The 25581-nt window shown below is 30.1% G+C and carries 30 protein-coding genes; all 30 read left to right on the plus strand.

Annotated features, from left to right (window positions below):
* The 30 genes from fliI to EK368_RS04900 all read left to right on the plus strand — a co-directional run bounded on the left by fliI (position 1) and on the right by EK368_RS04900 (position 25566).
* Complete coding sequence (gene fliI, locus EK368_RS04755) at positions 1-1308, plus strand: flagellar protein export ATPase FliI (protein WP_129596925.1); 1308 nt, start codon at positions 1-3, stop codon at positions 1306-1308.
* Positions 1309-1320: 12 nt separating this feature from the next.
* A complete protein-coding gene (fliJ, locus tag EK368_RS04760; protein WP_165000324.1) occupies positions 1321-1764 on the plus strand; it encodes a flagellar export protein FliJ in 444 nt (147 codons plus the stop codon).
* A gap of 9 nt (positions 1765-1773) precedes the next feature.
* Positions 1774-3024: a hypothetical protein gene (locus tag EK368_RS04765; protein ID WP_129596929.1), complete on the plus strand. Its 1251-nt coding sequence runs from the start codon at positions 1774-1776 to the stop codon at positions 3022-3024.
* A 25-nt stretch (positions 3025-3049) separates the two neighbouring features.
* On the plus strand, positions 3050-4435 hold the full coding sequence (locus tag EK368_RS04770; RefSeq protein ID WP_129596931.1) for a flagellar hook-length control protein FliK: 1386 nt from the start codon (positions 3050-3052) through the stop codon (positions 4433-4435).
* 11 nt (positions 4436-4446) lie between these two features.
* Positions 4447-4893 carry a flagellar hook assembly protein FlgD gene (locus EK368_RS15350; protein ID WP_129596933.1) on the plus strand — a complete coding sequence of 149 codons (447 nt, stop codon included), beginning with the start codon at positions 4447-4449 and terminating at the stop codon, positions 4891-4893.
* Positions 4894-4895: 2 nt separating this feature from the next.
* Complete coding sequence (locus tag EK368_RS04780; RefSeq protein ID WP_129596935.1) at positions 4896-5258, plus strand: TIGR02530 family flagellar biosynthesis protein; 363 nt, start codon at positions 4896-4898, stop codon at positions 5256-5258.
* Positions 5259-5334: 76 nt separating this feature from the next.
* Positions 5335-6810: a flagellar hook protein FlgE gene (locus EK368_RS04785; RefSeq protein ID WP_129596937.1), complete on the plus strand. Its 1476-nt coding sequence runs from the start codon at positions 5335-5337 to the stop codon at positions 6808-6810.
* A 44-nt stretch (positions 6811-6854) separates the two neighbouring features.
* Positions 6855-7076, plus strand: a complete 222-nt coding sequence (locus tag EK368_RS04790; protein ID WP_129596939.1) for a flagellar FlbD family protein — start codon at positions 6855-6857, stop codon at positions 7074-7076.
* Positions 7077-7079: 3 nt separating this feature from the next.
* Positions 7080-7862, plus strand: a complete 783-nt coding sequence (locus EK368_RS04795; protein WP_129596941.1) for a motility protein A — start codon at positions 7080-7082, stop codon at positions 7860-7862.
* On the plus strand, positions 7863-8606 hold the full coding sequence (locus EK368_RS04800; protein WP_129596943.1) for a flagellar motor protein MotB: 744 nt from the start codon (positions 7863-7865) through the stop codon (positions 8604-8606).
* Between the two features lie 24 nt (positions 8607-8630).
* Positions 8631-9053 carry a flagellar basal body-associated FliL family protein gene (locus tag EK368_RS04805; protein WP_129596945.1) on the plus strand — a complete coding sequence of 141 codons (423 nt, stop codon included), beginning with the start codon at positions 8631-8633 and terminating at the stop codon, positions 9051-9053.
* Between the two features lie 18 nt (positions 9054-9071).
* Complete coding sequence (gene fliM / locus EK368_RS04810; protein ID WP_129596947.1) at positions 9072-10058, plus strand: flagellar motor switch protein FliM; 987 nt, start codon at positions 9072-9074, stop codon at positions 10056-10058.
* A gap of 1 nt (position 10059) precedes the next feature.
* The gene (fliY, locus tag EK368_RS04815; RefSeq protein ID WP_129596949.1) at positions 10060-11217 is read left to right on the plus strand and encodes a flagellar motor switch phosphatase FliY; all 1158 of its coding nucleotides are present in this window, start codon (positions 10060-10062) and stop codon (positions 11215-11217) included.
* 15 nt (positions 11218-11232) lie between these two features.
* Positions 11233-11595, plus strand: coding sequence for a response regulator (locus tag EK368_RS04820; protein WP_129596951.1), 363 nt, complete (start codon positions 11233-11235; stop codon positions 11593-11595).
* An 18-nt stretch (positions 11596-11613) separates the two neighbouring features.
* Positions 11614-12063 (plus strand): flagellar biosynthetic protein FliO, encoded by a 450-nt coding sequence (locus EK368_RS04825; protein WP_129596953.1) that lies wholly within the window; start codon positions 11614-11616, stop codon positions 12061-12063.
* Positions 12060-12833, plus strand: coding sequence for a flagellar type III secretion system pore protein FliP (gene fliP / locus EK368_RS04830; protein ID WP_129596955.1), 774 nt, complete (start codon positions 12060-12062; stop codon positions 12831-12833). Before EK368_RS04825 ends, fliP begins: the two co-directional genes overlap by 4 nt.
* An 11-nt stretch (positions 12834-12844) precedes the next feature.
* A complete protein-coding gene (gene fliQ, locus EK368_RS04835; RefSeq protein WP_129596957.1) occupies positions 12845-13114 on the plus strand; it encodes a flagellar biosynthesis protein FliQ in 270 nt (89 codons plus the stop codon).
* A gap of 15 nt (positions 13115-13129) precedes the next feature.
* The gene (gene fliR, locus EK368_RS04840) at positions 13130-13915 is read left to right on the plus strand and encodes a flagellar biosynthetic protein FliR (RefSeq protein ID WP_165000325.1); all 786 of its coding nucleotides are present in this window, start codon (positions 13130-13132) and stop codon (positions 13913-13915) included.
* 4 nt (positions 13916-13919) lie between these two features.
* The gene (flhB, locus tag EK368_RS04845; protein ID WP_129596961.1) at positions 13920-15005 is read left to right on the plus strand and encodes a flagellar biosynthesis protein FlhB; all 1086 of its coding nucleotides are present in this window, start codon (positions 13920-13922) and stop codon (positions 15003-15005) included.
* Between the two features lie 16 nt (positions 15006-15021).
* Positions 15022-17049: a flagellar biosynthesis protein FlhA gene (gene flhA, locus EK368_RS04850; protein WP_129596963.1), complete on the plus strand. Its 2028-nt coding sequence runs from the start codon at positions 15022-15024 to the stop codon at positions 17047-17049.
* Position 17050: 1 nt separating this feature from the next.
* Positions 17051-18181, plus strand: coding sequence for a flagellar biosynthesis GTPase FlhF (gene flhF / locus EK368_RS04855; RefSeq protein ID WP_129596965.1), 1131 nt, complete (start codon positions 17051-17053; stop codon positions 18179-18181).
* Positions 18174-19085, plus strand: coding sequence for a MinD/ParA family protein (locus tag EK368_RS04860; protein WP_129596967.1), 912 nt, complete (start codon positions 18174-18176; stop codon positions 19083-19085). Before flhF ends, EK368_RS04860 begins: the two co-directional genes overlap by 8 nt.
* Before the next feature lie 20 nt (positions 19086-19105).
* Positions 19106-19777 (plus strand): flagellar brake protein, encoded by a 672-nt coding sequence (locus EK368_RS04865; RefSeq protein WP_129596969.1) that lies wholly within the window; start codon positions 19106-19108, stop codon positions 19775-19777.
* Entirely contained in the window at positions 19770-20822 is a 1053-nt protein-coding gene (locus EK368_RS04870; protein ID WP_129596971.1) for a protein-glutamate methylesterase/protein-glutamine glutaminase, read from the plus strand. The genes EK368_RS04865 and EK368_RS04870 overlap by 8 nt, the downstream gene beginning before the upstream one ends.
* 3 nt (positions 20823-20825) lie before the next feature.
* Positions 20826-22832, plus strand: coding sequence for a chemotaxis protein CheA (locus EK368_RS04875; protein WP_129596973.1), 2007 nt, complete (start codon positions 20826-20828; stop codon positions 22830-22832).
* Between the two features lie 55 nt (positions 22833-22887).
* Positions 22888-23340, plus strand: a complete 453-nt coding sequence (locus tag EK368_RS04880; RefSeq protein WP_129596975.1) for a chemotaxis protein CheW — start codon at positions 22888-22890, stop codon at positions 23338-23340.
* A 30-nt stretch (positions 23341-23370) separates the two neighbouring features.
* Positions 23371-23988 carry a chemotaxis protein CheC gene (locus tag EK368_RS04885; protein ID WP_129596977.1) on the plus strand — a complete coding sequence of 206 codons (618 nt, stop codon included), beginning with the start codon at positions 23371-23373 and terminating at the stop codon, positions 23986-23988.
* A complete protein-coding gene (locus EK368_RS04890) occupies positions 23988-24473 on the plus strand; it encodes a chemotaxis protein CheD (protein ID WP_202976428.1) in 486 nt (161 codons plus the stop codon). The genes EK368_RS04885 and EK368_RS04890 overlap by 1 nt, the downstream gene beginning before the upstream one ends.
* Positions 24470-24817 carry a hypothetical protein gene (locus EK368_RS04895; protein WP_129596981.1) on the plus strand — a complete coding sequence of 116 codons (348 nt, stop codon included), beginning with the start codon at positions 24470-24472 and terminating at the stop codon, positions 24815-24817. Before EK368_RS04890 ends, EK368_RS04895 begins: the two co-directional genes overlap by 4 nt.
* Positions 24818-24831: 14 nt before the next feature.
* Positions 24832-25566, plus strand: coding sequence for a FliA/WhiG family RNA polymerase sigma factor (locus tag EK368_RS04900; RefSeq protein WP_129596983.1), 735 nt, complete (start codon positions 24832-24834; stop codon positions 25564-25566).
* Positions 25567-25581: the final 15 nt, after the last annotated feature.

Raw genomic sequence — 25581 nt, forward strand, 5'->3', positions numbered from 1 at the left:
ATGATAAGCCTAAATAAGTACAAATATGCTGTGGAAACTGGCAACTTTATCAAATATAGTGGAAAGGTTTCACGTGTTGTAGGACTTACTATAGAATCTTTAGGACCTGCAGTAAAACTAGGGGAATTGTGTCTTATTTATCCATTAAAACAAGACACACCTATTCAAGCAGAGGTAGTAGGCTTTAAAGATGAAAAAGTTCTCTTAATGCCATTAGGTGAAATGGATGGAATAGGACCTGGAAGTAAAGTACTAGCAACAGGAGATACTTTAACAGTCAATGTAGGAGAGGATCTTTTAGGACGTGTTTTAGATGGCTTAGGAAATCCGATAGACGATCAAGGAAGAATCAATAGTACAAAGAAATATCCAGTTAACAATCAACCCCCAAACCCATTGCAAAGAAAAAAAATCGAAAAAGTTTTGTCATTAGGGGTTAGAGTCATAGATGGATTATTAACTTGTGGAGAAGGACAAAGGATAGGAATCTTTGCAGGTAGTGGAGTAGGAAAAAGTACTTTAATGGGAATGATTGCAAGAAATACACAAGCCGATGTAAATGTGATTGCTCTTATTGGAGAAAGAGGGAGAGAAGTAAGAGAATTTATTGAAAATGATCTACAAGAGGAAGGATTAAAAAGATCTGTATTGGTGATTGCAACATCAGATCAGCCAGCCTTAGTAAGATTAAAAGGGGCTTTACTTGCTACTTCTATTGCTGAGTATTTTAGAGATACAGGTAAAAATGTAATGCTTTTAATGGACTCATTAACTCGTTTTTCAATGGCACAACGAGAGGTAGGATTAGCTGTAGGAGAGCCTCCTGTAACAAAAGGATATACCCCTTCGGTATTTGCAGCTCTACCTAAACTCTTGGAAAGATCAGGAAATTCTGACAAAGGATCTATTACAGCTTTATATACGGTTTTAGTAGATGGAGATGACTTAACAGAACCAATTACAGATACAGCCAGAGGAATATTAGATGGACATATTGTTTTGTCCAGGAAATTAGCCAATAAAAATCATTATCCAGCCATAGATCTTTTAGCAAGTGTAAGTCGGGTAATGCCTAATATTGTAGATGAGGATCATCAAAAGCTTTCTGATGAATTTAAAAATATATTAGCTGTCTATAAAGAAGCGGAAGACTTAATTAATATAGGTGCATATGTAAAAGGGACCAATCCTAAAATTGATCATGCTATAGAAATGATTGATCCACTCAATGATTATTTAAAGCAAGGAATTCATGAAAAAATAGATTATCAAGAATCTCTTTTACAAATGAAAAACCTTCTAAAGTAGGGAGTGATTTGGTTGCACGGTTTTAAATTTAGGTATGAAAATTTATTAGAAGTAAAACAAAAATATGAAGATGTAAAAAAGGGAAAACTCAATCAAGCGCAATCTAAGCTTGAAAGTGAAAAAATATATTTAACAAATTTAGAAATGGATCAAACAAATTGTCATCTTCATGTTGCTTCCAAAATGGAGATGGGTGTAAATGTGGGACATTTAAAAAGTTATCATACGTATTTAGCTGGTTTAAAAAAAACAATAGACAATCAAATGGTGAAAATTGAAAAATGCAATAATGAAATTATAACATGTAGAAATGAATTGATCCAAGCTTCCAAAGAAAAAAAGACATTTGAAAAACTAAAAGAAAAAGCAAAAGAAACTTTTTATGAAGAACAAAAAAAAGAAGAAGCAAATTTTATTGATCAATTAGTTACTTTTAAAAATTTTAGTAGTAATTAGGGGGAGAAAATGGCAAAGGACAAAGAAATGGAACAAGAAGAATCAAAAGAAATGGGAATAGGAAAATTGATTATAAAGATTATTCTCGCATTTATTATGGTTCCTATTGTCATTAGCATAGTCGTCTATTTTACAAATGATAATTTTCAATATACTGCAAATAAATATTTGACAAAGGCACCTTTTATAGGCTCGTATTTTGAAAGCTTTCCAACGAAAGAGGAAAGAGAAGAACAAAAAAGAGACGTTGCGAGATATTTTGTAAATCTAGATGAAGAAAGTGCTTCTGATAAATTACTGATTATACAAAAAGATGATGAAAAATTATATACAGAGCTTGTAAAAATGATGACTCAAATGGACAATAGAAAAACAGAAGTTATTTTAGAAAGAATTAGACAAAATTCTATGAAAAAAGATATATTAACAGCTACTTTAGATCAAATTGAAAAGGATAGAAAAGAACAAATCAAGGAAAAGGCAAAATATTACGAAGGATTATCTATACTTAATATTGTACAAGAAATACAAGACAATTTGATGAATGAATGGATTTCTTATAAAGAACTAGGTTTGATTTTAGAACAAATTAATGAAAAAAAAGCTGCAACTACACTTAATTTTTTAGATGAAGAAATGTCATATAGACTCATTTCTAATTATAGTTCTAATAAGAAACAAAAACAAGCAAAAGAACTTTTAAATCAAATCAAAGATAAAGAAAAGGAACTAATCAATACAGCAAGCATCTATAATGAAGAACAACCAGAAAAACTAGTGGAAAATATCGGAAATAGCCAAAAATACACTATAGAAGATTTATCTACTATCTATAGAAATATGAATATGACTCAAGTAGCCAAAGTATTATCTCAAGTAGAAGATAAAGAGTTTATGTATGAGTTATTTGAGCAAATAAAGGTAGATGAAATTTTAGAAAAAGGAACAGATACACTAACAAAAGACATTATAAATGCTATTCAAATTTATACAGAATTTGATAAAAAAATTGATAATTTAGTAAAGATCTATAACAAAATGGAGCCTCAAGAAATAGGGATAATGATTGAGAAATTATTTAAAAGTAAAAACACTACTCAAAGATATACTTTTGAGAACAAAGAAGATATTGTAATCACAGATCAACAAATTGCTATAGAGATATTAAAAAGACTTAAAGATAAAACTGTAGCTCAAATGCTTATGACAATAGATCAAAAATTAGCATCTGAAATATCTAAAAAATTAACATTACCATAGAGAAATAAGAAAGGGGGTGAAAACAATGGATAAAGGAATGATAAATTTAAATGTAAATAAAGCTGCATCAACAGATTATAAATCAGTTAAAAAAGAGAAAAACACAAATTGCGAAAAATTTGATACTATATTTACTCAAAAGGTAGACAAACATAACTCTCAAATGAAAGATAAAAGCACTAAAAAAATACAACAACAAGACACAGCAAAAAATAAGAAAGATGATACTCTACCTACTACATCTATACAAGATAATGATAAAACAGTATGTACAACAGATAAAGTAGATCAAGCAGACAAAACTGATAAAAAAGATAAAGTAGTTGATACAGACAAAATAATAGATAACAAATCAAAAGAATCTACAAAAAAAGATATGATGGAGCTACTAGATGTACTAGCTGAAATGGCAGCTTTTATTGCATCCAAAGAAATCAAAGAAGAAAATAGTTCTGATTTATTAGGAAACATAAAAGAAATACAATTAGATACAGCACAAATAATTAGCAATATAGATGATGAAGCTACTAATATGATGGATAAAATAGAAATAAACAATCAAGTGAATAAGTTGATAAGTCAAATTCAAACTATGCTAAAAGAATATGAAGAAGAAATAGATCCTAAATATGCGGAAAAATTATTCCAATTAAAAGAAGTTGTAGTTGCAGACGTAAGAGCAATGAAAAATACTTATGTATCTGAAAAAATAAAACAAGAGTATGAAGTTTTAGAGGAAGAACATCTAAATGTAAATGACTTTGAAAACTTAGAATCTAAAATCAATAAAAAAGAGAGCAAAGATTCATCAAAAGAGTTGGTATCACTTGATCCTAAAAAACAAGAAAATAATATGGTTTTTTTTGCTCATAAAGCACAAAAAATTGAAATTAATGATCAAATGATACAAAACATTTCAAATCCAGTTATGATAGATCAAGAAACTATACACACAAATTCTAATGCAATAGAAAACACTATACAAAGAACAAATTTTCAAAATATATTAGAACAAATTGTAGACAAAGGAGAGGTTATTTTAAAAGAAAATGCTTCAGAAATGACACTCCAACTAAAACCAGATCATTTAGGGAAATTATCTATGAAGATAGAAGTTGAAAGAGGTATTGTGGTAGCTAATATTGTAGCTGAAAATCAAGCCGTAAAAGAAGTGTTAGAATCTAATTTTAATGCGTTAAGAGATTCATTAAATGCCAAAGGATTTGGAATTGAACAGCTTAATGTAAGCATCGGAGAAAATTCGAGTTTTGAGCAACAACAAAATTTTATGAATTCAAAGAAAAAAAATAATAAAAGAGGCAATGAAAGATCTTCGTATGAACCAGCAATAGAGGAAGTGCAAAATATAATTCGATCAGAGAATACCATGCAAATAGATGGTTTAGCTTAGGAGGTGAGAATATGGAGAAAATTTCTGCAAAAGTAGATAGTGTGATGAATAATAATACGCAACCTACAAAGGATCAAAAGAAAAAAAATATTGTAGAAAAAGATGATTTCTTACATTTGTTAGTTACTCAACTTAAATATCAAGATCCATTAAATCCTGTAGAGGATAAGGAAATGCTTGCACAAATGGCACAATTTAGTAGTTTAGAGCAAATGCAAAATCTAAATACAAGTATGAATGAATTAAAAGAAGAAATGAAATATGGAAATGATTTGAATTTAGAGGTGAATAAGCTAAATTATAATCTTAGTAAAGAAATGCTACAAGAGATGATCAAATTAAACAAAGCATTAGAACAATATGGAATTAAGCCTCCTACTACAGATCCAGTTCCTCCTAAAGAAGAGGTTCCAAAAGAAGATCAACCAAGCAAAGAAACTGATAATGGAGGGAAATAAAGATGAATAAAATCATGATTCATCATATAAAACCTCAGGGACAAATTTTATCGCCTAAAAGACAGACACAGCCTATAGGATTTGAACAGGTTTTTCAACAAACTATAGACAAAGAAGTAAAATTTTCAAAACATGCAACAGAAAGATTAGAAGCTAGAAATATTCATATTAATTCAAAGGAAATGACAAAAATTAATGAAGCTGTTTCAAAAGCAGATCAAAAAGGAATTAAAGAAGCCTTGATTCTTATGGACAATAAAGCATTTGTTGCCAGTGTAAAAAATAAAACAATTATTACAGTAGCAACAAATGAACAACTAAAAGAAAATGTATTTACAAATATAGATGGTGCTGTAATTATATAGCTGGACCTGAACAAGGAGGCTATGTACCTTTAAATGATAGAGAAGGTATAATACAGCAAAAGGAGGTTATGTCAAAATGATGCGTTCTATGTATTCAGCAGTATCAGGTCTTGGTGTACATCAATCAAAGATGGACGTGATTGGTAACAATATTGCAAATGTTAATACAGTAGGGTTTAAAAAAGGAACAATGACATTTAAAGAAGCTTTTAATCAAACTCTTCGAGGAGGATCTGCTCCACAAGAAGGAAGAGGAGGTACAAATCCTCAGCAAATAGGTCTAGGAGTTAGTATAGGAGCTATGAATACTATACATACTACAGGAACTCCAGAAACAACTGGTAGTGCTACAGATTTGATGATTAGTGGAGATGGATTTTTCATGGTATCTGATGATGTAAACTTTTTAAATAAAAGCTATACAAGAGCAGGTAATTTTGGATTAGACAGAGATGGAAATTTAGTTACATCAGAAGGTCTTAAAGTTTTAGGTTATAGAGCAGAAAGTATAGGAGAAAAGTCTGAATTAAAATCTACTTTAGAGGGATTGGTGATTTCTAAAGCCATGACTTTTCCAGCTAAAGTAACAGGAGCTACATCAGCAGATGGAAATGAACTGTCTAAAACAAAAGATGTATTACTAGAAGGAAATATAAATGCTGATACAGGACTTAAAGCAGAAGTAGTTAAAAAGGATAATGCAGGAGCTACAGAATATTTTATTTCTAAAGAACAATTAATTGGAAAATCCACTACTACAGTTGTATATGATCAACTAGGAGGAGCTCATGAAGTAAAAATTGAATTTAGAAGAAAAATGGAAGATAATAATTATTGGAATGATCCAGATGGAAAAGTGGCATGGACAGGCACAGAAGATCCTAAAATAGAAGATCTTATCAAACCGAATGAGTGGGAAGTTGTCATAACTCCAGTAGGTAGTGAAACCATAGAAATTAATAGTGCGGCAAATGCACCGATAGATTGTACTTTTGCAGATGGAAACATTGTTTTACCTCAAGTAAACATAGGAGTATATCCACCAGCAGGTAAAGATCCAAATAATAAATTTATAACAGGTGCAGAAGGATTTAATTTCAATTTATCTTTTCAAGATGAAAATGGAAAAGCAGCAGTGACTCAATTTTCCAATGAATCTACTCTAACTGCTACAAGAAAGACTGGATACAAACAAGGAAGCTTAGATGAATTTAGTATAGGATCTGATGGAAGTATTGAAGGGTCATTTACAAATGGTCAAAGAAGCGTAATAGGAAGAGTAGCGATTGCTAAATTTAAAAATCCCTCTGGACTCTTAAAAACTTCTGATAATTTGTTTAAAGACACAGAAAACTCTGGAACTGCTATTGTAGGAAAACCAGGAGAAAGTGGTTTTGCAGCTATAGCCCCAGGACGTTTAGAAATGTCTAATGTAGATTTAGGAAAAGAATTTACAGACATGATTACGACTCAAAGAGGTTTTCAAGCAAACTCTAGAGTAATCACTACAACAGATGAAATGTTACAAGAATTAGTAAATATTAAAAGATAATCTTTCCGGGCTTTTATAGCCCGGAAACTTAAAGGAAGATGCGTATGATTAAAGTAACTAGATTAAGCGGAAAAAAATATATGATCAATTGTGATTTAATAGAATCTATTGAGTCTACACCAGATACGGTGATTACTCTTACAACAGGAAAAAAAATTGTAGTATTAGAAGATGTTGATCAAATGATTGATAAAATTATAAAGTATAAACAAAAGATTTTTTCACAAATAGACATAAAGTTTAATTCCTTAAGAAACGAGGTGTAGGCTTTGGATTTAGCTACGATATTAGGGATTGTTGCAGGATTAGGATTAGTAGTGTGGGGAATTTTATTAAGTGGAGAGCTCTCATCCTTTGTTGATATTACATCTATTGTAATTGTTTTAGGAGGAACTATTGCAGGTTGCTTGGTAGCCTATCCTCTTAACAAAGTTAAAGATGCTGTAGTAGTAGCCAAAAAAGCTTTTGCTACTAAAAACATGAATGCTTCAGACGTTATTGGAAAAATCATTGATATTGCCAATATTGCAAGAAGAGAAGGACTACTAGCACTAGAGGAAGCATCAGATAAAATAGATGATGATTTCTTAAAAAAAGGAGTTATGCTCATCGTAGATGGAACAGATCCTGAATTGGTAAGAAATATATTAGAGACAGAACTAGCTTTTTTAGAAGAAAGACATGGTGATGGAAGGAGTATTTTTGATACATTAGGAAGTCTAGCACCAGCTTTTGGGATGATAGGAACACTTATTGGACTTATTAATATGTTAAAGACACTAGAAGACCCTTCATCAGTAGGACCAAGTATGGCGGTTGCACTCATCACTACTTTTTATGGAGCTTTATTTGCAAATTTAATTTTTATACCTATGGCAGCAAAGTTAAAACTTAGAAGTAGAGAAGAAATCATGATTAAAGAAGTAATGGTAGAAGGACTTTTATCTATTCAAGCTGGAGAAAATCCTAGAATTATAGAAATAAAGTTAAAATCATTTTTACCACCAAAAGAAAGAAAAGAGTCTGTTCAAAAAGAGGGAGTGGAGGGATAGATGGCTAAAAAGAAACAGCAAGAGGTTAAAATGGGTGCTCCTGAATGGATGACAACCTTTAGCGACATGATGACCTTACTCCTTTGCTTTTTCGTTCTTCTATTTGCTTTCTCAAGTATTGATGTTCAAAAATTTGAAGCAGTAATGCAATCTGTTCAAGGGTCTTTGGGAGTGCTAAAAGGTGGAAAAACTATTGAGACTTCACCTTATGTTAATGATGCTTTAGATGATGATAAAACTACAAAACAATTAGAAGAATTAGAGGATTTTAAAAAATTAAAAGAAGAGTTAGATGCTTATTTGGAAAGAGAAGGAATGAAGGATCAAATTCTTGTAGATTTGAATGCTAAAGGATTACTTCTTAGATTTAAGGATAATGTATTATTTGATTCAGGGCGTGCAGAATTAAAACCTATTGCTATACAAACTTTGTCTTTTTTATCTGATTTATTAAAAAAAGAAGAATTTGTTGAGAAGTATATAAGGGTAGAAGGACATACAGATTCTGATCCAATTCTTTATTCAAAAAAGTTCCCTACTAATTGGGAATTATCAGTAACTAGATCTTCTAATGTAGTAAGATATTTTATTGAAGGAGCAGAATTAGATCCAGGTAGGCTCTCAGCATCAGGATACAGTGAGTATCATCCTGTTGCACCGAATGACACACTAGAAAACAAAGGAAAAAATAGAAGAGTAGATATTGTAATACTTCGTTCTGATTTTTCAAAATCATATTACTAAAATGCTCAGAAGGGGCGTAGGAAAATGACAACAAAAAAAATTATGTTATTTAGTATAGTAGGCTTTCTTTTAATGGCTATGGTAATGGGTGCTACATTTTACTTTGCTACACAGCAAAGAGGAGAACAACAAACAGCAGTAAAACCTATGAAAACTTACACATATTCTATAGGAGAGATGTATGCGAATGTAAAAGATAGTAGAAAGATACTAAAAGTAAATATAGAAGTGGAAACGATTAATGAAAAGTTAAAAGAAACTTTTGATGAGAAGCGTCCTAAAATGACGAATTCTATATTAGAATTATTAAGAAATAAGACAGAAGAAGAATTATCTGGGGAAAAAGGACAAAAAGCTCTAAGACAACAAGTTTTAAAGTCCATAAAACAAGTTATACCCTCTGATGAAATCATGGATGTTTTCTTTGTAGAATTTATTGTCCAATAAAAAAAGGGGGGATAGTAATTGTCAGATGTATTGTCACAAAGTGAAATCGATGCCCTAATACAAGCTTTAAGTAGTGGGGAAGTAGATGCCCAAGAAATTACAGCAGAAACACAAGAAGCAAAAGTGAAAAAATATGATTTTAGAAGACCTGATAAATTTGCAAAAGACCAATTGCGTACACTACAAATTATTCATGAAAATTTTGCAAGATTATTAAATACTTTTTTGTCTGGATACTTAAGAAGTTTAGCACAAGTTGAGGTATTAAGTGTAGAACAATTATCTAGTCATGAATTTATTAACTCAGTGTCTAATCCAGCTGTTTTATCAATTATTGAGTTTGCACCCTTAGAAGGACAAATCATTTTAGATATTACAGCAGAGGTTGCCTTTGTGATTATTGATAGAATATTAGGAGGCAATGGAAAACCTATAGAAGAAACAAGGAGTTTTACAGAAATAGAAATTTCTTTATTGAAAAAATTGGTAAAACAAATTTTAAAACTTTTCCAAGAACCTTGGGAGAATGTAATAGAGTTAAAACCTAAACTTGAAAAAATTGAAACAAATTCTCAATTTGCACAAATTGTATCACCTAGTGAAACAATTGCTTTGGTTACTTTAAGTATTAAAATTGGAGAAGTAGAAGGAATGGTCAATTTATGTATTCCTCATTTGGTGATTGAACCCATATTACCAAAGTTAAATACAAGACTTTGGTTTACAAATACAAATAAAGAAAGAACCATAGAAGATGAAGAAATATTGGTTCATAGAATAGAAAAAACTCAAACATCAATTAGAGCTGTTCTAGGCAGCACCCATATCACTGTAAGTGAATTTTTAGATCTTCAAATAGGAGATGTTATTGAATTAGACACACTGATTCAAGAACCTGTAAAAATTTTGGTAGGAAATAAACTAAAATATTATGGAAAACCAGGTAGTAAAAAGAAAAAAATGGCTATACAAATAGAAGATGTTATAGAGAAGGGAGATGACTAGAATGGGAGATATGCTTTCACAAGAGGAAATAGATGCGTTGCTAAAGGGAACGTCTTCAGAGTCCGAATCAGAAGAATCTTCACAAGAAGATTTATCAGAGGATGAAAAAGATGCATTAGGTGAAATTGGAAATATTAGCATGGGGACTTCAGCAACTACTTTGTTTACTTTATTAGGACAGAAAGTTACCATTACAACACCAAAGGTTTCAGTACTCACAATGGATGAATTAGCACAGCAGTATCCTCTTCCATTTGTTGTTGTAGAGGTTAAATATAAAGAAGGAATAGAGGGAACAAATCTTTTAGTACTACAAGAAGATGATGTAAAAGTTATTACAGATTTAATGATGGGTGGGAATGGAACAAATATTTCAGGAGATTTAACAGAACTTCATTTAAGTGCTATAGGGGAAGCTATGAATCAAATGGTAGGTTCAGCATCTACTTCTTTATCGGAAATGTTTGGTAGTAAGATAGACATTCATCCTCCTAAGGCAATGTCTGTAAACTTTTCATCAGGAGCAGGACATTTTGAATCTATTAGTCATATTGACAGAATCGTAAAAGTAGCATTTAGAATGGTAGTAGGAGATTTGATTGATAGTGAAATCATGCAGATTATCCCTATTGATTTTGCAAAGGATTTGGTGCATAATTTATTAAGTGGGACTTCTACAAATATTGAAACAAATGAGCAAAATAATACAAATTCTTCTTATGAGAAAAATGTATCTTCTTCATCCGTACCATCACAATATAATATGCCTACTCAAGAATCAGATGTAGGATATCATTACAATCAAGCACCTCAGCAAACAAATATGAATAGAAGGGAATCAGTTAATGTTCAACCTGCACAGTTTCCATCTTTTGATGAAGGATTTAGTAGTGCAGAAAAAGAAAATATTAGTTTGATTAGAGATGTACCTTTAGAAATTACTGTAGAATTAGGAAGAACTTCTAGAAAAATTAGTGAAATTTTATCTTTTGCACAAGGAACTGTGATAGAATTAGACAAGTTAGTAGGAGAACCTTTAGATATATTGGTAAATGGTCAATTTATGGCTAAAGGAGAAGTAGTAGTTATAGATGAAAACTATGGAGTTAGAATTACAGATATGGTACATCCTACAAAGAGAATAAGTAAGATTAAATAAAAAGGAGGAATAAAGATGTCAAAGGGAATTTTAGTAGTGGATGATGCTGCATTTATGAGAATGATGGTTAAAGATGTATTAATAAAGTATGGATTTGATGTAGTAGGAGAAGCTGAAAATGGTGCAAAAGCCATTGAAAAATATAAAGAATTAGATCCAGAGTTGGTGATTATGGATATTACTATGCCAGAAGTAGATGGTATACAAGCAGTAAAAGAAATCAAAAAAATCAATCCAGGATCAAAGATTATTATGTGTTCTGCTATGGGACAACAAGCTATGGTAATAGAAGCAATACAAGCAGGTGCTGCAGATTTTATTGTAAAGCCTTTCCAAGCAGATAGAGTTGTAGAAGCTGTAAAAAAAGTGCTAGGCTAAAGACAAGAAGGAAGAAAGATGACTTTCGGAGATGTCAAGTACTTGCTAAGTGTATTAATAATTTTTTGTTTCATTATTGCTGGAGCATATTATGTAACGAGATTAATTGCTAAAAATGGGAATACATTTTTGAAGAGTAGAAATATAAAAATTATTGAAAAAATTTCTTTAGGAATAGATAAATCTATTTATATGATTCATGTAGGGAATGTTTATTATTTAATTGCTACTACAAAGCAAAATATCCATGTATTAGATAAGATCAATGAGGATGAAATTAATATTATTTCAGATACACAAAAGAGTAATTCGTTTGATTCTTTTTTGGATATATATGAAAAAAACCATTCCCTTTATGAAGAAGATCCTAATAAGGATGTAAAAAGTTTTATAGTAGAAAAATTAAAAGATATAAAAAATAGAACTCAACATTCTAAAGATTATATAGATAAGGACGAAAAAGAATGAAGAGAAAACACACAAAAAAAACATGGATTATTATTTTTGTCATCATAATTTTTATAATTTCTTCATTTCATATATCTTTTGCAGAGCCTCAGATTCCTATTCCTAAAATGGGATTTACTGTAGATGAAGCAAAGAATCCTCAAGAAGTAGCAAATAGTATACAAATTTTATTTATATTGACTATTTTGGCTTTAGCACCATCTATTTTGATGATGATGACTTGTTTTACAAGAATTATTATTGTATTGTCATTTATCAGAAAAGCTATTGCCACTCAAACTACACCACCAAATCAGGTATTGATTGGACTCGCATTATTTCTTACTTTTTTTATTATGGCACCTATAGGTTCTGAGATTAATGAAAAAGCTATACAGCCATATTTAAATCAAGAAATTTCAGAAGAAGTTGCACTAGATAATGCATTAAAGCCAGTAAGAGGTTTTATGTTTAAGCAAACACGAGAAAAAGATTTATCTCTTTTTATTGACATTTCAGGAAGTGAAAAACCTAAAAAGCTTGAAGATATTCCTACGAAAGCACTAATTCCAGCATTTATTATTAGTGAATTAAAAACTGGTTTTCAAATAGGATATGTATTATTTATTCCTTTTATAGTAATAGATATGGTCGTATCAAGTACACTTATGTCTATGGGGATGATGATGCTTCCTCCTGTCATGATTTCTATGCCGTTTAAGATTTTATTATTTATATTGGTAGATGGGTGGAATCTTATTATTAAGTCTTTAATTATGGGATTTAAGTAGAGGTGAATAGAATGAATGAAGGTCAAATTATTGATTTAATGCAAGAAGCTATGCTAAATGTTATATTGCTATCAGCTCCTATGCTTTTATTGGGGCTGATTGTTGGCTTAGCAGTCAGTGTGTTTCAAGCAACTACCCAGATACAAGAACAAACATTAGCATTTGTACCTAAAATATTATCTGTATTAGTTGCTATTATAGTTTTTGGACCTTGGATTTTAAATCGAATTGTAGATTATACAGAGAGTTTATTTATAAATCTTAATCATTTTATAAAATAGATTGGATGAAGCATAGTGGAAATCATACAAAGTATTCTAGATCAAATAGATATAGTTTTGTTGGTATTTGCAAGAGTAATAGGAATTTTTGTAGCAGCACCTGTATTTAGTCATAATAATATACCTCCTCATATTAAAATAGGATTTTCGTTTATTGTATCGTTGGTTATTTTTCCATTTGTACAAGTTCCACAAAACTTTATAATAGGAAGCTTTTATAGCTTGCTTTTTATAAGCTTTAAGGAAATAGTAACTGGGCTTATGATTGGATTTGTTTGCTATTTGTTTTTTAGTTGTATCTATTTAGTAGGAAGTATTATTGATATGCAGATAGGTTTTTCAATGGCAGAAGTAATGAATCCCCAAGATGATACTCAAATACCGTTGATGGGAAATTTATTCTATATTATGGCAATACTGATCTTTCTTTCTATGAACGGACATCATACACTCATTTATGCTTTAAAATACAGTTTTACGAGTGTTCCGTTAAATAGTTTAGTGATTCATGAGAGTATGATTGAAAAAATAATAGAAATCATGAGAAGTACATTTATTATAGCTTTTAAAATGAGTGCACCTATTTTAGTTACAGTTTTTATTTGTAATGTAGTATTAGGAGTACTAGCTCGTACTATGCCTCAAATGAATGTTTTTATAGTAGGAATGCCTATGAAAATATTTGTGGGACTTTTGATGATTTTGCTCATGATGCCTTTATATGTAGGTTTCTTTGAGAATATTTTCACACATATGTTTGAAAATCTTTATAGTTTTTTAAATTTGGTAATAAGAGGATGAATCCATGTATTTGTTTCCGATAGATTTACAGCTTTTCACTGGAGAAAAAACAGAAAAAGCTACACCCAAAAAAAGAAAAGAAGCAAGAGAAGAAGGACAAATTTTACAGAGCAAAGAGATTAACTCAGCACTTATTTTATTATGCACATTCTTTGTTTTAAGTTTAATGGGAAATTTTATTTACAACAACTTTATGATCTTTACAAAGAATCTTTTTGTAGATATGAAAGATGTGGAAGGTTTATTTAATACAAATGGAATCCATAAACTTTTTTTAAATAGTGCTTTATTAACAATCAAAATTGTAGTACCTGTTGTGGGAACAGCGTTGGTAATAGGAGTTATTTGTAGTTATATGCAAGTAGGCTTTTTATTTACTACAAAACCACTGACACCTAAATTGAGTAGAATAAATCCAATTAATGGAATGAAAAAGTTTTTTTCTCCTAAACCTATAGTGGAGTTTTTTAAATCTATAATTAAGTTATTTGCAGTAGGATATATTACTTTTAGTTATGTATTGAAACAATCTAACAATATGGTTGATTTGATAGATATGGAAATAATCCAGATTATAGGATATTTAGGAAAAGTTACTGTAGGAATAGGATTTCGAGCTGCTATTGTTTTAATGATTTTAGCTGTACTTGATTATTATTATCAAAAGTTTGAATATGAAAAAGAATTAAAAATGTCAAAGCAAGAAATAAAAGAAGAATACAAACAAATAGAAGGAGATCCTCAGATAAAAGGAAAAATTAAAGAAAGACAAAGACAAATGGCGATGAATAGAATGATGCAAGACGTTCCAAAAGCGGATGTAATTATTACGAATCCAACCCATTATGCAATTGCTATAAGATACGATAGTACTCTTGAGGAAGCACCTGTTGTACTTGCAAAAGGGAAAGATTTAATAGCACAAAAAATTAAACAAATTGCTTCTGAAAATGATATTATTATGGTTGAAAATAGAATATTAGCTCGTACTCTTTATTCTACTGTGGAGATAGGAGATTTTATTCCTCCAGATCTTTATCAAGCAGTTGCAGAGGTTCTAGCTTATGTATATAAAGTGAAAAATATGTAATTAGGAGGAATAAAAAATGAAATTTGGTGATATTGTTGTATCACTGGCTATTATAGCTGTTGTTTTACTGATTATTATACCTGTCCCTCTTCCGTTTTTAGATGTATTATTGAGTTTGAATATATCATTATCTTTACTGATCCTTTTGATTTCTGTGTATAATAAAGAACCTTTACAATTTGCTATTTTTCCATCAATGCTTTTACTTACTACTTTATTTCGATTGTCTTTAAATATTTCTACAACGAGATATATTCTTTCAAAAGGAAATGCAGGTAGTGTTATTGAAGCTTTTGGAGAATTTGTAATTGGTGGAGATGCGATTGTAGGGTTTATTATTTTCTTAATTATTATTATTATTCAGTTCATGGTTATTACAAAAGGTGCAGAAAGGGTATCAGAAGTGGCTGCAAGATTTACATTAGATGCAATGCCAGGAAAGCAAATGGCTATTGATGCAGATCTAAACTCTGGTTTGATTGATGAAATGCAGGCACGTGAAAGAAGAATCAGAATACAAAAGGAAGCAGATTTTTATGGAGCTATGGATGGAGCTAGTAAATTTGTAAAGGGAGATGCAATTGCCGGAATCATTATTACCATTATCAACATTACAGCAGGGTTTGTTTTAGGGATGATGGGAAAAGGATTAGGCTTTAGTGAAGCTTTACAAAAATATACACTGCTTACAGTTGGAGACGGATTGGTAAGCCAAATACCAGCACTGTTAATTTCAACAGCTACTGGTATTGTAGTAACAAGAGCTGCATCTGATTCAGACTTAGGAAATGATGTATTAAGGCAATTATTTAGAGAGCCTAAAATTATGTTTATTATATCCGGGGTATTATTCTTTTTAGGATTAACACCATTACCTACAATTCCGTATTTTCTTTTAAGTGGAGTATTTTTATATTTAGGATTTATTCTTAGAAAATCTATCAAAGAAAATATAACAGAAGAAGAAACTGATGTAGCAGATGATCAAGTAGAAGAAATCAAAAAACCTGAAAATGTATTACCACTTCTTCAAGTAGATCCAATTGAACTTGAGTTTGGATATGGAATTATTCCTCTAGCAGATCCTCATCAAGGGGGAGATTTATTTGATAGACTTGTAATGATCAGAAGGCAATGTGCATTAGAACTAGGAATTGTTGTACCTATGATTCGTTTAAGAGACAATATTCAATTAGAATCTAATCAATATGTAATTAAAATAAAAGGTGTAGAAGTAGCAAATGGAGATATTGTATTTGATCATTATTTAGCTATGAATCCAGGGGGAGCTCAAGGGGATATTCAAGGGATTGATACAGTAGAACCAGCTTTTGGACTACCAGCCAAATGGATAGGAGAAGAAGAAAGAGAAAAAGCAGAAATATTTGGATATACTGTAGTAGATCCTTCTTCGGTCGTGTCAACTCATTTGACTGAAATTGTAAAAAGATATTCTCATGAACTATTAGGAAGACAAGAAGTAAAAGCTTTATTAGATAACTTAAAAGAGCATCATGGGGCATTGGTAGAAGAATTAGTTCCTAAGATTTTATCTATTGGAGAAGTACAAAAAGTATTATCTAATCTATTAAAAGAAGGTATTTCTATTCGAGATATGGTAAGTATATTAGAAACTTTAGCAGATTATGGAGCTATGACAAGAGATACAGATATGCTTACAGAATATGTAAGACAATCCTTATTTAGAGCCATTACAAAGCAGTTTATACAAGGAAATAGTGCAAAAGTTATTACTTTAGAAAAAGAATTAGAACAAAAGGTAATGGAGTCTATTCAGCAAACAGAGCATGGTTCATATTTAAATTTAGATCCAAATACAGCACAAAGTATTTTAAACAGCCTTGCAAAACAAGTAGAAAAATTAATGTCTATTGGAGAGCAACCCATTATATTGACTTCACCTATTGTAAGGGTATACTTTAAGAGATTGACAGAACAGTTAGCTCCGGAATTAATTGTTTTATCTTATAATGAATTAGACTCAAAAGTTGAAGTACAGTCTGTTGGGATGGTGAGTTTATAACATGAAAGTAAAAAGATATATTGCAAGTAATGCACAGGAAGCTATGCTAAAAGTAAAAACGGAATTAGGAGTAAATGCAGTTATATTGCATTCAAGAAAAATAAAAAGACCAGGAATTTCTGGTTTTTTTAAAAAACCTTTGATAGAAATGGTAGCAGCTATAGAAGATGATCAAAAAAAGAAAATAGAGTATAAGAACATATCGAATGAGGAAAAAAGTATAAAGCCAAAAGAAGAATCTAAAAAAATGGAACAATTACAAAAACAAGTAGGAAATATTGAGGATTTGTTGAATAATTTTATAGATAAGGTAGAAAAGAATCCTCAAAGGGATACAGCTAAAAATCCTACTGTATCTGAAAAATATTATAATTTACTCTTAGAAAAAAATGTTGAAAAAAATATTATAGAAAAAATACTCAATATTTCAAAAAAAAGAATTAGTTTTTCAGAAGATCATGAAGATGCAATTTGTAAAACAATCAAAATGGTTATGAAAGAGTATTTAGGTGAACCCGAGCCTATGAAAGAAGAAGCTCATCAAAAGATTATATTATTTGTAGGACCTACAGGGGTAGGAAAAACTACTACTTTAGCAAAACTAGCGGCAAAACTTTCTATTGGACAAAATAAATCTATAGGATTTATTACCTCAGATACCTATAGAATTGCTGCTGTAGAGCAATTAAGAACTTATGGGGAAATACTAGGAATACCAGTTAAGGTCATTTATGAATCACAAGAAATAGAAGAAGCTATAAAAGATTACGCAGATAAAGATGTGATTTTAATAGATACAGCAGGCAGAAATCATAAAAGCAGCACACAACTAGAAGAAATCAAAGAGTTGATTCAATATATTAAAAATCCAGAAATTTTTTTAGTAATAAGTGCTACAACTGGGTATAAAGATATAATAAACATTGTAAATGGATATGAATTTTTAGATGATTATCGATTACTATTTACAAAATTAGATGAATCAGATGGTTTTGGAAATATATTAAATACTAAAATATTTACAGGAAAGAATCTCTCTTATGTTACGGTGGGGCAAAGTGTTCCAGATGATATAGAAATTGCAGATCCTGAAAAAATTGCAAATGCAATCGTTGGTAAATTAGATGAATGATCAAGCAAAAAAATTAAGAGAGATGATTTATAAAATTAAAAAACAAAATGATCAAGATAGAATGAGTGAGATGGAAGAAGAAAACATAAATACAAGAGTAATTACCATTACTAGTGGAAAAGGTGGGGTAGGTAAATCTAATTTTACGATTAATTTGGGATTAGCTTTAATTAAATTAGGATATAAAGTAACGATTTTAGATGCAGATTTAGGACTTGCAAATATTGATGTGATTTTAGGAGTGATTCCTAAATATACTTTGGCACATATGATTACATCAGAAAAGGAACTTCATGAAATTGTAGTAAAGGGTCCAGGGGGAATTCAATTTATATCAGGAGGTTCTGGACTAAAAGAACTGGTAAATTTAAATGAAGAACAGATAGGTAGTGTCATTGACGGTTTAAGACATCTAGGAAAAGATATGGATTTTATATTGATTGATACAGGTGCAGGAATTAATGATTCGGTATTATCTTTTATAGAAGCTGCTAGTGAAGTGATTTTGGTGACTACTCCTGAGCCCACATCTATTACAGATGCTTATGCAGTATTAAAAAACCTTGTATTAAAAGATAAAGATAAAATCATTCGGGTTTTAATCAATAGAGCAGAAACTCCTAAAGAAGGAATAGAAATTTTTAATAAATTAAATATGGTTTCTCAAAAATTTTTAAATATACCACTAGAAAGATTAGGATATCTATATGATGATCCTTTAGTATCTAAATCAGTAAAACTTCAAAAGCCTTTTTTACTCAGTTTTCCCAATAGTTTAATTAGTAAAAGCATAGAAGCTATAGCCTCTAAATTGGTTTATGAACCTAATGAAGAAGTAAAAGAGGTAGGCGGGTTAAAAAGATTCATATATAAATTTTTAGATAGCTGTAAAAGACCAGTGTAGAAGTGAAAGTAGGATGAGATATGAAAAAAAATTTTTTTCCTAAAGTTGGAACTAAAATTCAAATAAAATGGATAGATGTTCAAAAATATAACGATATGAAATATTTGACAAGTAAGATTATGGATATGATAGATGAAGATACATTGATTATAGCAACACCTACTCATAAAAATGTATCTGCACCTATTCCAGTTGATGGACAGATAAAAATTAGTTATTTTAAACAAGATTTAGGAATCTATGGATTTCAAGCAAAGGTAATAGAAAGAAAAAACGCTGAAGGAATGTCTTACTTAAAAGTAAAAAGAATAGGAGATATTTTTAAGATACAAAGAAGGGATTTTTACAGATTATCTATTGTTTTGAGTGGGAAATTAACAATCAGAGAAAAAGGAAATGGGGAAGAAATTTCTTTTCTTACAAAAGATATCAGTGGTGGTGGACTAAGAGCAATTATAAAAGAAAAAATAGAAAAAGGAAGTATAGTAGACATTGACCTTGTGATTGATAAAAAGATAGTTTTTGCAAGGGGAGAAATAATAAGATCCATCCCTTCGCAAGAATCAAAAGGTGATTATGATATAGGTATTACTTTTAAAAATATCGATGAAAAAGATAGAGAACAAATCATCTCCTTTATTTTTGAATCTGAAAGAAAAATGAGGAAACGGGGGATTGGTTTAAATGAATAAAATAAAAGTTTTAGTAGTAGATGATTCTGCTTTTATGAGAAAAATTGTTTCGGATATTATTAATTTAGATCAAGACCTAAATGTAGTGGCAACAGCTCGAAATGGAAAAGAAGCAATAGAAAAGATTAAAGAATTTTCTCCAGATATTGTAACTATGGATGTAGAGATGCCAATTTTAGATGGGATTACTACACTCAAAGAAATTATGAAAGATCATCCTTTACCTGTAATAATGGTGAGTAGTGTTACTATGGAAGGTGCTGAAGCTACTTTAAAAGCATTAGAATTAGGAGCAGTGGATTTTATTACGAAGCCTACAAATATATTTAAAATGAATACAGGTGATATGAAATCTTTATTAACAGAAAAAATCAAAATAGCAGCAAAAGCAAAAGTAACAACAAGAATAAATAATCAACCATTAAAAATAAAAAACACAGAAAAAAAATTATGGATTCCACAAAATAAAAATATAAAAAAAATTGTAGCTATTGGAACATCTACAGGTGGACCAAGAGCATTACAAGATGTAATTCCTTATTTACCTAAAAATATTCCAGCGAGTATTTTGATTGTACAACATATGCCAGCAGGATTTACAAAATCTTTAGCAGATAGATTAAATAATTTGTCAGAAATTCATGTAAAAGAAGCTGAAAATGAAGAGATCTTGCAACCAGGATGTGCGTATATTGCACCAGGAGCATATCATTTAAGAGTCATAAAAGATCAAGGAAATTTGAAAATTCATCTCTCAAAAGATGAGCTTGTATCAGGACATAGACCCTCTGTCAATGCTATGATGAATTCTTTAGCACAGATAAAGTTAAATAATTTAGTAGGAGTGATTATGACAGGCATGGGTTCTGATGGAGCTGAGGGAATGAAAAATATAAAGGAGCAAAATGGATATACCATTGCACAAGATGAATCAACATGTGTAGTATATGGAATGCCTAAATCAGCTGTGAATCTAGGTTGTATTGATCAAATCGTATCATTACAAGATATAGCTACAACCATAACTAAAATTGTGGGGGTGTAAAAAATGGATATGAACCAATATTTAGATATTTTTATTGAAGAGTCAAAAGAACATTTGCAAAATATGAACCAAAGTTTGCTAGAGTTAGAGAATAATCATAAAGATATAGGATTAGTAAATGAAATTTTTAGAATTGCCCATACATTAAAAGGTATGTCAGCTACTATGGGCTATACAAAAGTAGCGAATCTTACACATGAAATGGAAAATGTATTACAACTTTTAAGAAGTAATGAAATGGAATTATCAGAAAAAATTGTAGATATATTATTTGAATGCTTAGATACACTAGAAGGTTATATTAATGAAGTCAGCAATTCAGGAACAGAAGGAGATATGGATTCAGATTATTTAGTAAAAAAGCTGCATGAAATTATTCATGGAAAAAGCGAAGATGCAGTTAAAGAAAATTTAAAAGTTTCTTCTCAAGAAGTAGATAATATTTCTATAGAAATAGAAGAGTTTTCAAAGGAAATTGCTCAAAAGGCAATACAAGAAGGATATCATTGCTACAAAATGCAAATAGAATTAAATCCTAATTGTATGCTAAAAGCGGCAAGAGCTTTTATTATTTTTAATACACTAGAACAAGATTGTGAAATCTTAAAATCAAATCCTCCTGTAGAAGATATTGAAGATGAAAAATTTGAATCAAGCTTTGAGTTAATTATTATATCAGCAGTAGAGCAAGATATTATACAACAAAAAATTAGTAGTATATCAGAGATAGAAAATGTATTAATGGAAAAAGTAGATATCAATTTTTCAATTGAAGATGTAAATCTAAAAAACAAGGTAGAAGAACAAAAAGAAACAAAAACAGAAGACAAAACTGAAAATTCTACTTCGCAAACAAAGAAACCAAAGGTAGGAAAAACTGTAAGAGTAGATATCGATAGACTAGATAATCTTATGAATCTTGTAAGTGAATTGATTATTACAAGATCAAGACTTGAGGAAATAGATGAGTCAGGAAAAAAACAAAATATGAATGAAGCTATTGAGTATCTTGAAAGAATTACTACCAATCTTCATGATGCAGTAATGAAGGTAAGAATGGTTTCTATTGATAGAGTGTTTAATAGATTTCCAAGAATGGTAAGAGACCTTTCAAAAGAAGTGGGAAAAGAAATTTCTCTTGTCATGTTAGGAGAAGATACAGAAGTAGATAGAACCGTTATTGATGAGATAGGAGATCCACTAATTCATTTGATTAGAAATTCTATAGATCATGGGATAGAAGATCCAGAAACTCGTAAACAACATGGAAAATCAGAAATTGGAACATTAAAATTAAATGCTTATCCAGATGGAAATAGTGTAGTGATTGAAGTTGAAGATGATGGACAAGGAGTAAATATTGAAAAAGTAAAGAAAAAGGCTATAGACAAAGGACTTATTACAAAAGAACAAGCAGAAATGATGGATGATAAAGAAGCAGTAAATTTATTATTTAAGTCAGGATTTAGTACAGCGGATAAAATATCAGATATTTCGGGTAGAGGTGTAGGACTAGATGTTGTAAAGACAAAAATCGAATCTTTAGGAGGAGTAGTAGAGGTAAAAACTTCTAGTGCAGGAACTATATTTATTATTCGATTACCCCTTACTTTAGCTATTATTCAAGCTTTACTTGTTATGATTGGAGAAGAAAAATATGCTATTCCACTTAATTCAATAAAAGAAATTATTACAATAGATTCAAGTAAAATAAGAAAAATACAAGATCAAGAAGTAGTATTATATAGAAATACAACATTACCTATTTTAAGAATGAATCAGATATTAAACGTTGAGACGAACCACTCTTATGAAGGAGATTTAACTGTAGTAGTAGCCAGAAAAGGAGATAAAACAGCAGGTTTTGTGGTAGATCATTTAATCGGCCAACAAGAAATTGTAATAAAATCCTTAGGAAAATTTTTAGCAGGTATTCATTGTATTGCAGGAGCTACTATTTTAGGAAATGGACAAGTTGCTTTGATTGTAGATACAAACTCTCTTTTTTAAATAAAATTTATATAAAAATTGTAGATTTGAAGAAGTAAATGAAGGAGGGGAAAATATGAGTGAGAAATTAGTTGCAACAGAAAATCAATATGTATTATTTAAATTAAATGATGAATATTATGGAATAGATATCTTAAATGTTCAAACCATTGAAAAAGTTATGGATATTACAAGAGTTCCTTATGCACCTGATTTTGTAGAAGGAGTCATTAATTTAAGGGGTGAAGTTGTACCAGTTATTCATTTGAGAAAGAGATTTAGTTTACCCCATGGAGAAATAAATGAAGAGTCTAGAATTATCATTGTAACCATAGATGAAATGATTATTGGATTATTAGTAGATTCTTCTTCAGAAGTGTTACATTTAGATGTGTCAGATATTGATGATGTTCCAAATATGTCAGATAACCTCAAAAATGATTATGTAAAGGGAATTGGAAAAAATCAAGAGAGAATTATTATATTATTAGACTTATCTAAAATCTTAGATAAGGGAGAAGAAAGCTAATATAATCATTAGATTGAAGGTGGGATAAATATGGGAATTTCCATTGAAGAAATGAATAATATGCAGTTAGACGTTTTAAAGGAAATTGGAAATATTGGTGCTGGAAATGCAGCAACTGCATTGGCAAAGATGGTAAATAGAAAAATAGATATGAACGTTCCTAAGGTAGAAGTACTAGAGTTTAAAGAAGTAACAGAACTTTTAGGAGGAGCAGAGATACCAGTATGCGGTATATATTTTGATGTGGATGGAGATCTTACAGGAAATATTATGTTTTTATTAACTATGAAATCTTCTAGAATATTAGCAAATATGCTTCTTTATAAAGAAGATAACTCTGAGATCTTAGATGAAATAGATCAGTCAGCCCTACAAGAAATAGGAAATATACTTTCTGGTGCTTATATATCATCTTTAACAGCATTAACAGGACTCAATTTAAAAATTTCCATACCTTCTCTATCGTTAGACATGGCAGGAGCCATTTTAAGTGTACCTATTATTCAATATGGTCAAGTAGGAGATAAGGTATTATTAATTGAAACTGAATTTAATGAAGGAGATGACAATATAAAAGGATATTTCTTTTTAGTGCCAGATGTTGATTCCTTTGAAATTCTATTAAAAAGTTTAGGAGTCTTAGAATAATGAAAGAGATGATTAAGGTAGGTATGGCGGATTTAAATGTTACAAAGGGAGATGCAGGCTTAACAACATTAGGATTAGGATCATGCGTAGGAGTTACATTGTATGATCCTATTACAAAAGTAGTAGGTTTAGCACATGTTATGTTGCCCTCAAGCAAAACTATTAGAAATAATACAAATCCTGCAAAATTTGCAGATACTGCTATTGTACTTTTGTTAGAGAAAGTACTAAAATTAGGAGCCAATCAAAGAAGATTAGTAAGTAAATTGGCGGGGGGAGCACAAATGTTTGCTTTTGCTAATAAAAATGATATTATGAAGATAGGAGAAAGAAATACATTAGCATCAAAAGAAATATTAAAGCAGTTAAATATACCTATTATTGCAGAAGATACAGGAGGAAACTATGGTAGAACCATAGAAATTTATGGAGATACAGGAATTTTACTTATAAAAACTATAGGCCAAGGAATGAAACAGATATGAATAATTTTAAAAAAATTGATTATATCCCTTATATTGTAACTTTAGTGTGTTTGTTTACAAGTACTTTGATTGCAGGGATTCATCATATGAGTTTTGAAGTTTTTATAAAGAGGACAAGTATATTTTATATTATTATATTTATTAGTTCGAAAATTTTTATAAAAAATATGATGAAAACCCTAGAGAAGAAAGAAGATAAAAATACAATAGATTTAGTGATTCCAACAGAGGATATGATAGATGAATCACTTGATGATGGAGATGATGAATTTATCCCCTTAAATTTAGAGAATGATGAAATAAAAAATTTTCATAAAGAAGATAATACTACCACCGAATCTTAAGGGGGGTATAAAAAGTGGAAGATCAACAATTATGGGAGAATTATATTCAAACTAAAGATAAAAAAATTAAGGATGAATTAATTATAAAATATATTGATTTGGTAAAAATTATCTCAGGAAGGCTATATATTAGATATGGAAATCATACAGATTTTGAAGATTTAGTAAGCTATGGAATATTTGGGTTGTTAGATGCTATTGATAAATATGATCCATCCAAAAATACTAAATTTGAAACTTATGCATATATTAGAATTCGAGGAGCTATTATTGATCAACTAAGGCTATTAGATTGGGTACCAAGATCTATAAGGCAAAAATATAAAAAAATTGAAGATGCATACAAATCAATTGAAAATAAATTAGGTAAAAGTGCAAATGAAGAAGAATTAGCATGTGAGTTAAATATTTCATCACAAGAGCTTAATAAGATGCTTTCTGAAGTACATTCTTTTTCAGTGGTGTCACTAGAAGAAAAGATGAATAATCATTCTAACTTCACTATTGTAGACGAAGATATAGACTATGAGCCACAAAAGCATTTTGAGCAGCAAGAGATGAAAAATATATTGTTAGGAGCTTTAGAAGAGTTACCTGAGAGAGAACAAAAAATTATTCAACTATATTATTATTCTGAATTGACTTATAAAGAAATTTCTAATATTTTAGGAGTATCTGAATCGAGAATTTCACAATTACACACAAAGGCGATTTTAAAATTAAAGGGGAAAATGAAAAAGCTTTTATAATGACAATGGGATGGT

The sequence above is a fragment of the Anaerophilus nitritigenes genome, from assembly GCF_004138215.1.
Taxonomy (GTDB): domain Bacteria; phylum Bacillota; class Clostridia; order Peptostreptococcales; family Thermotaleaceae; genus Anaerophilus; species Anaerophilus nitritogenes.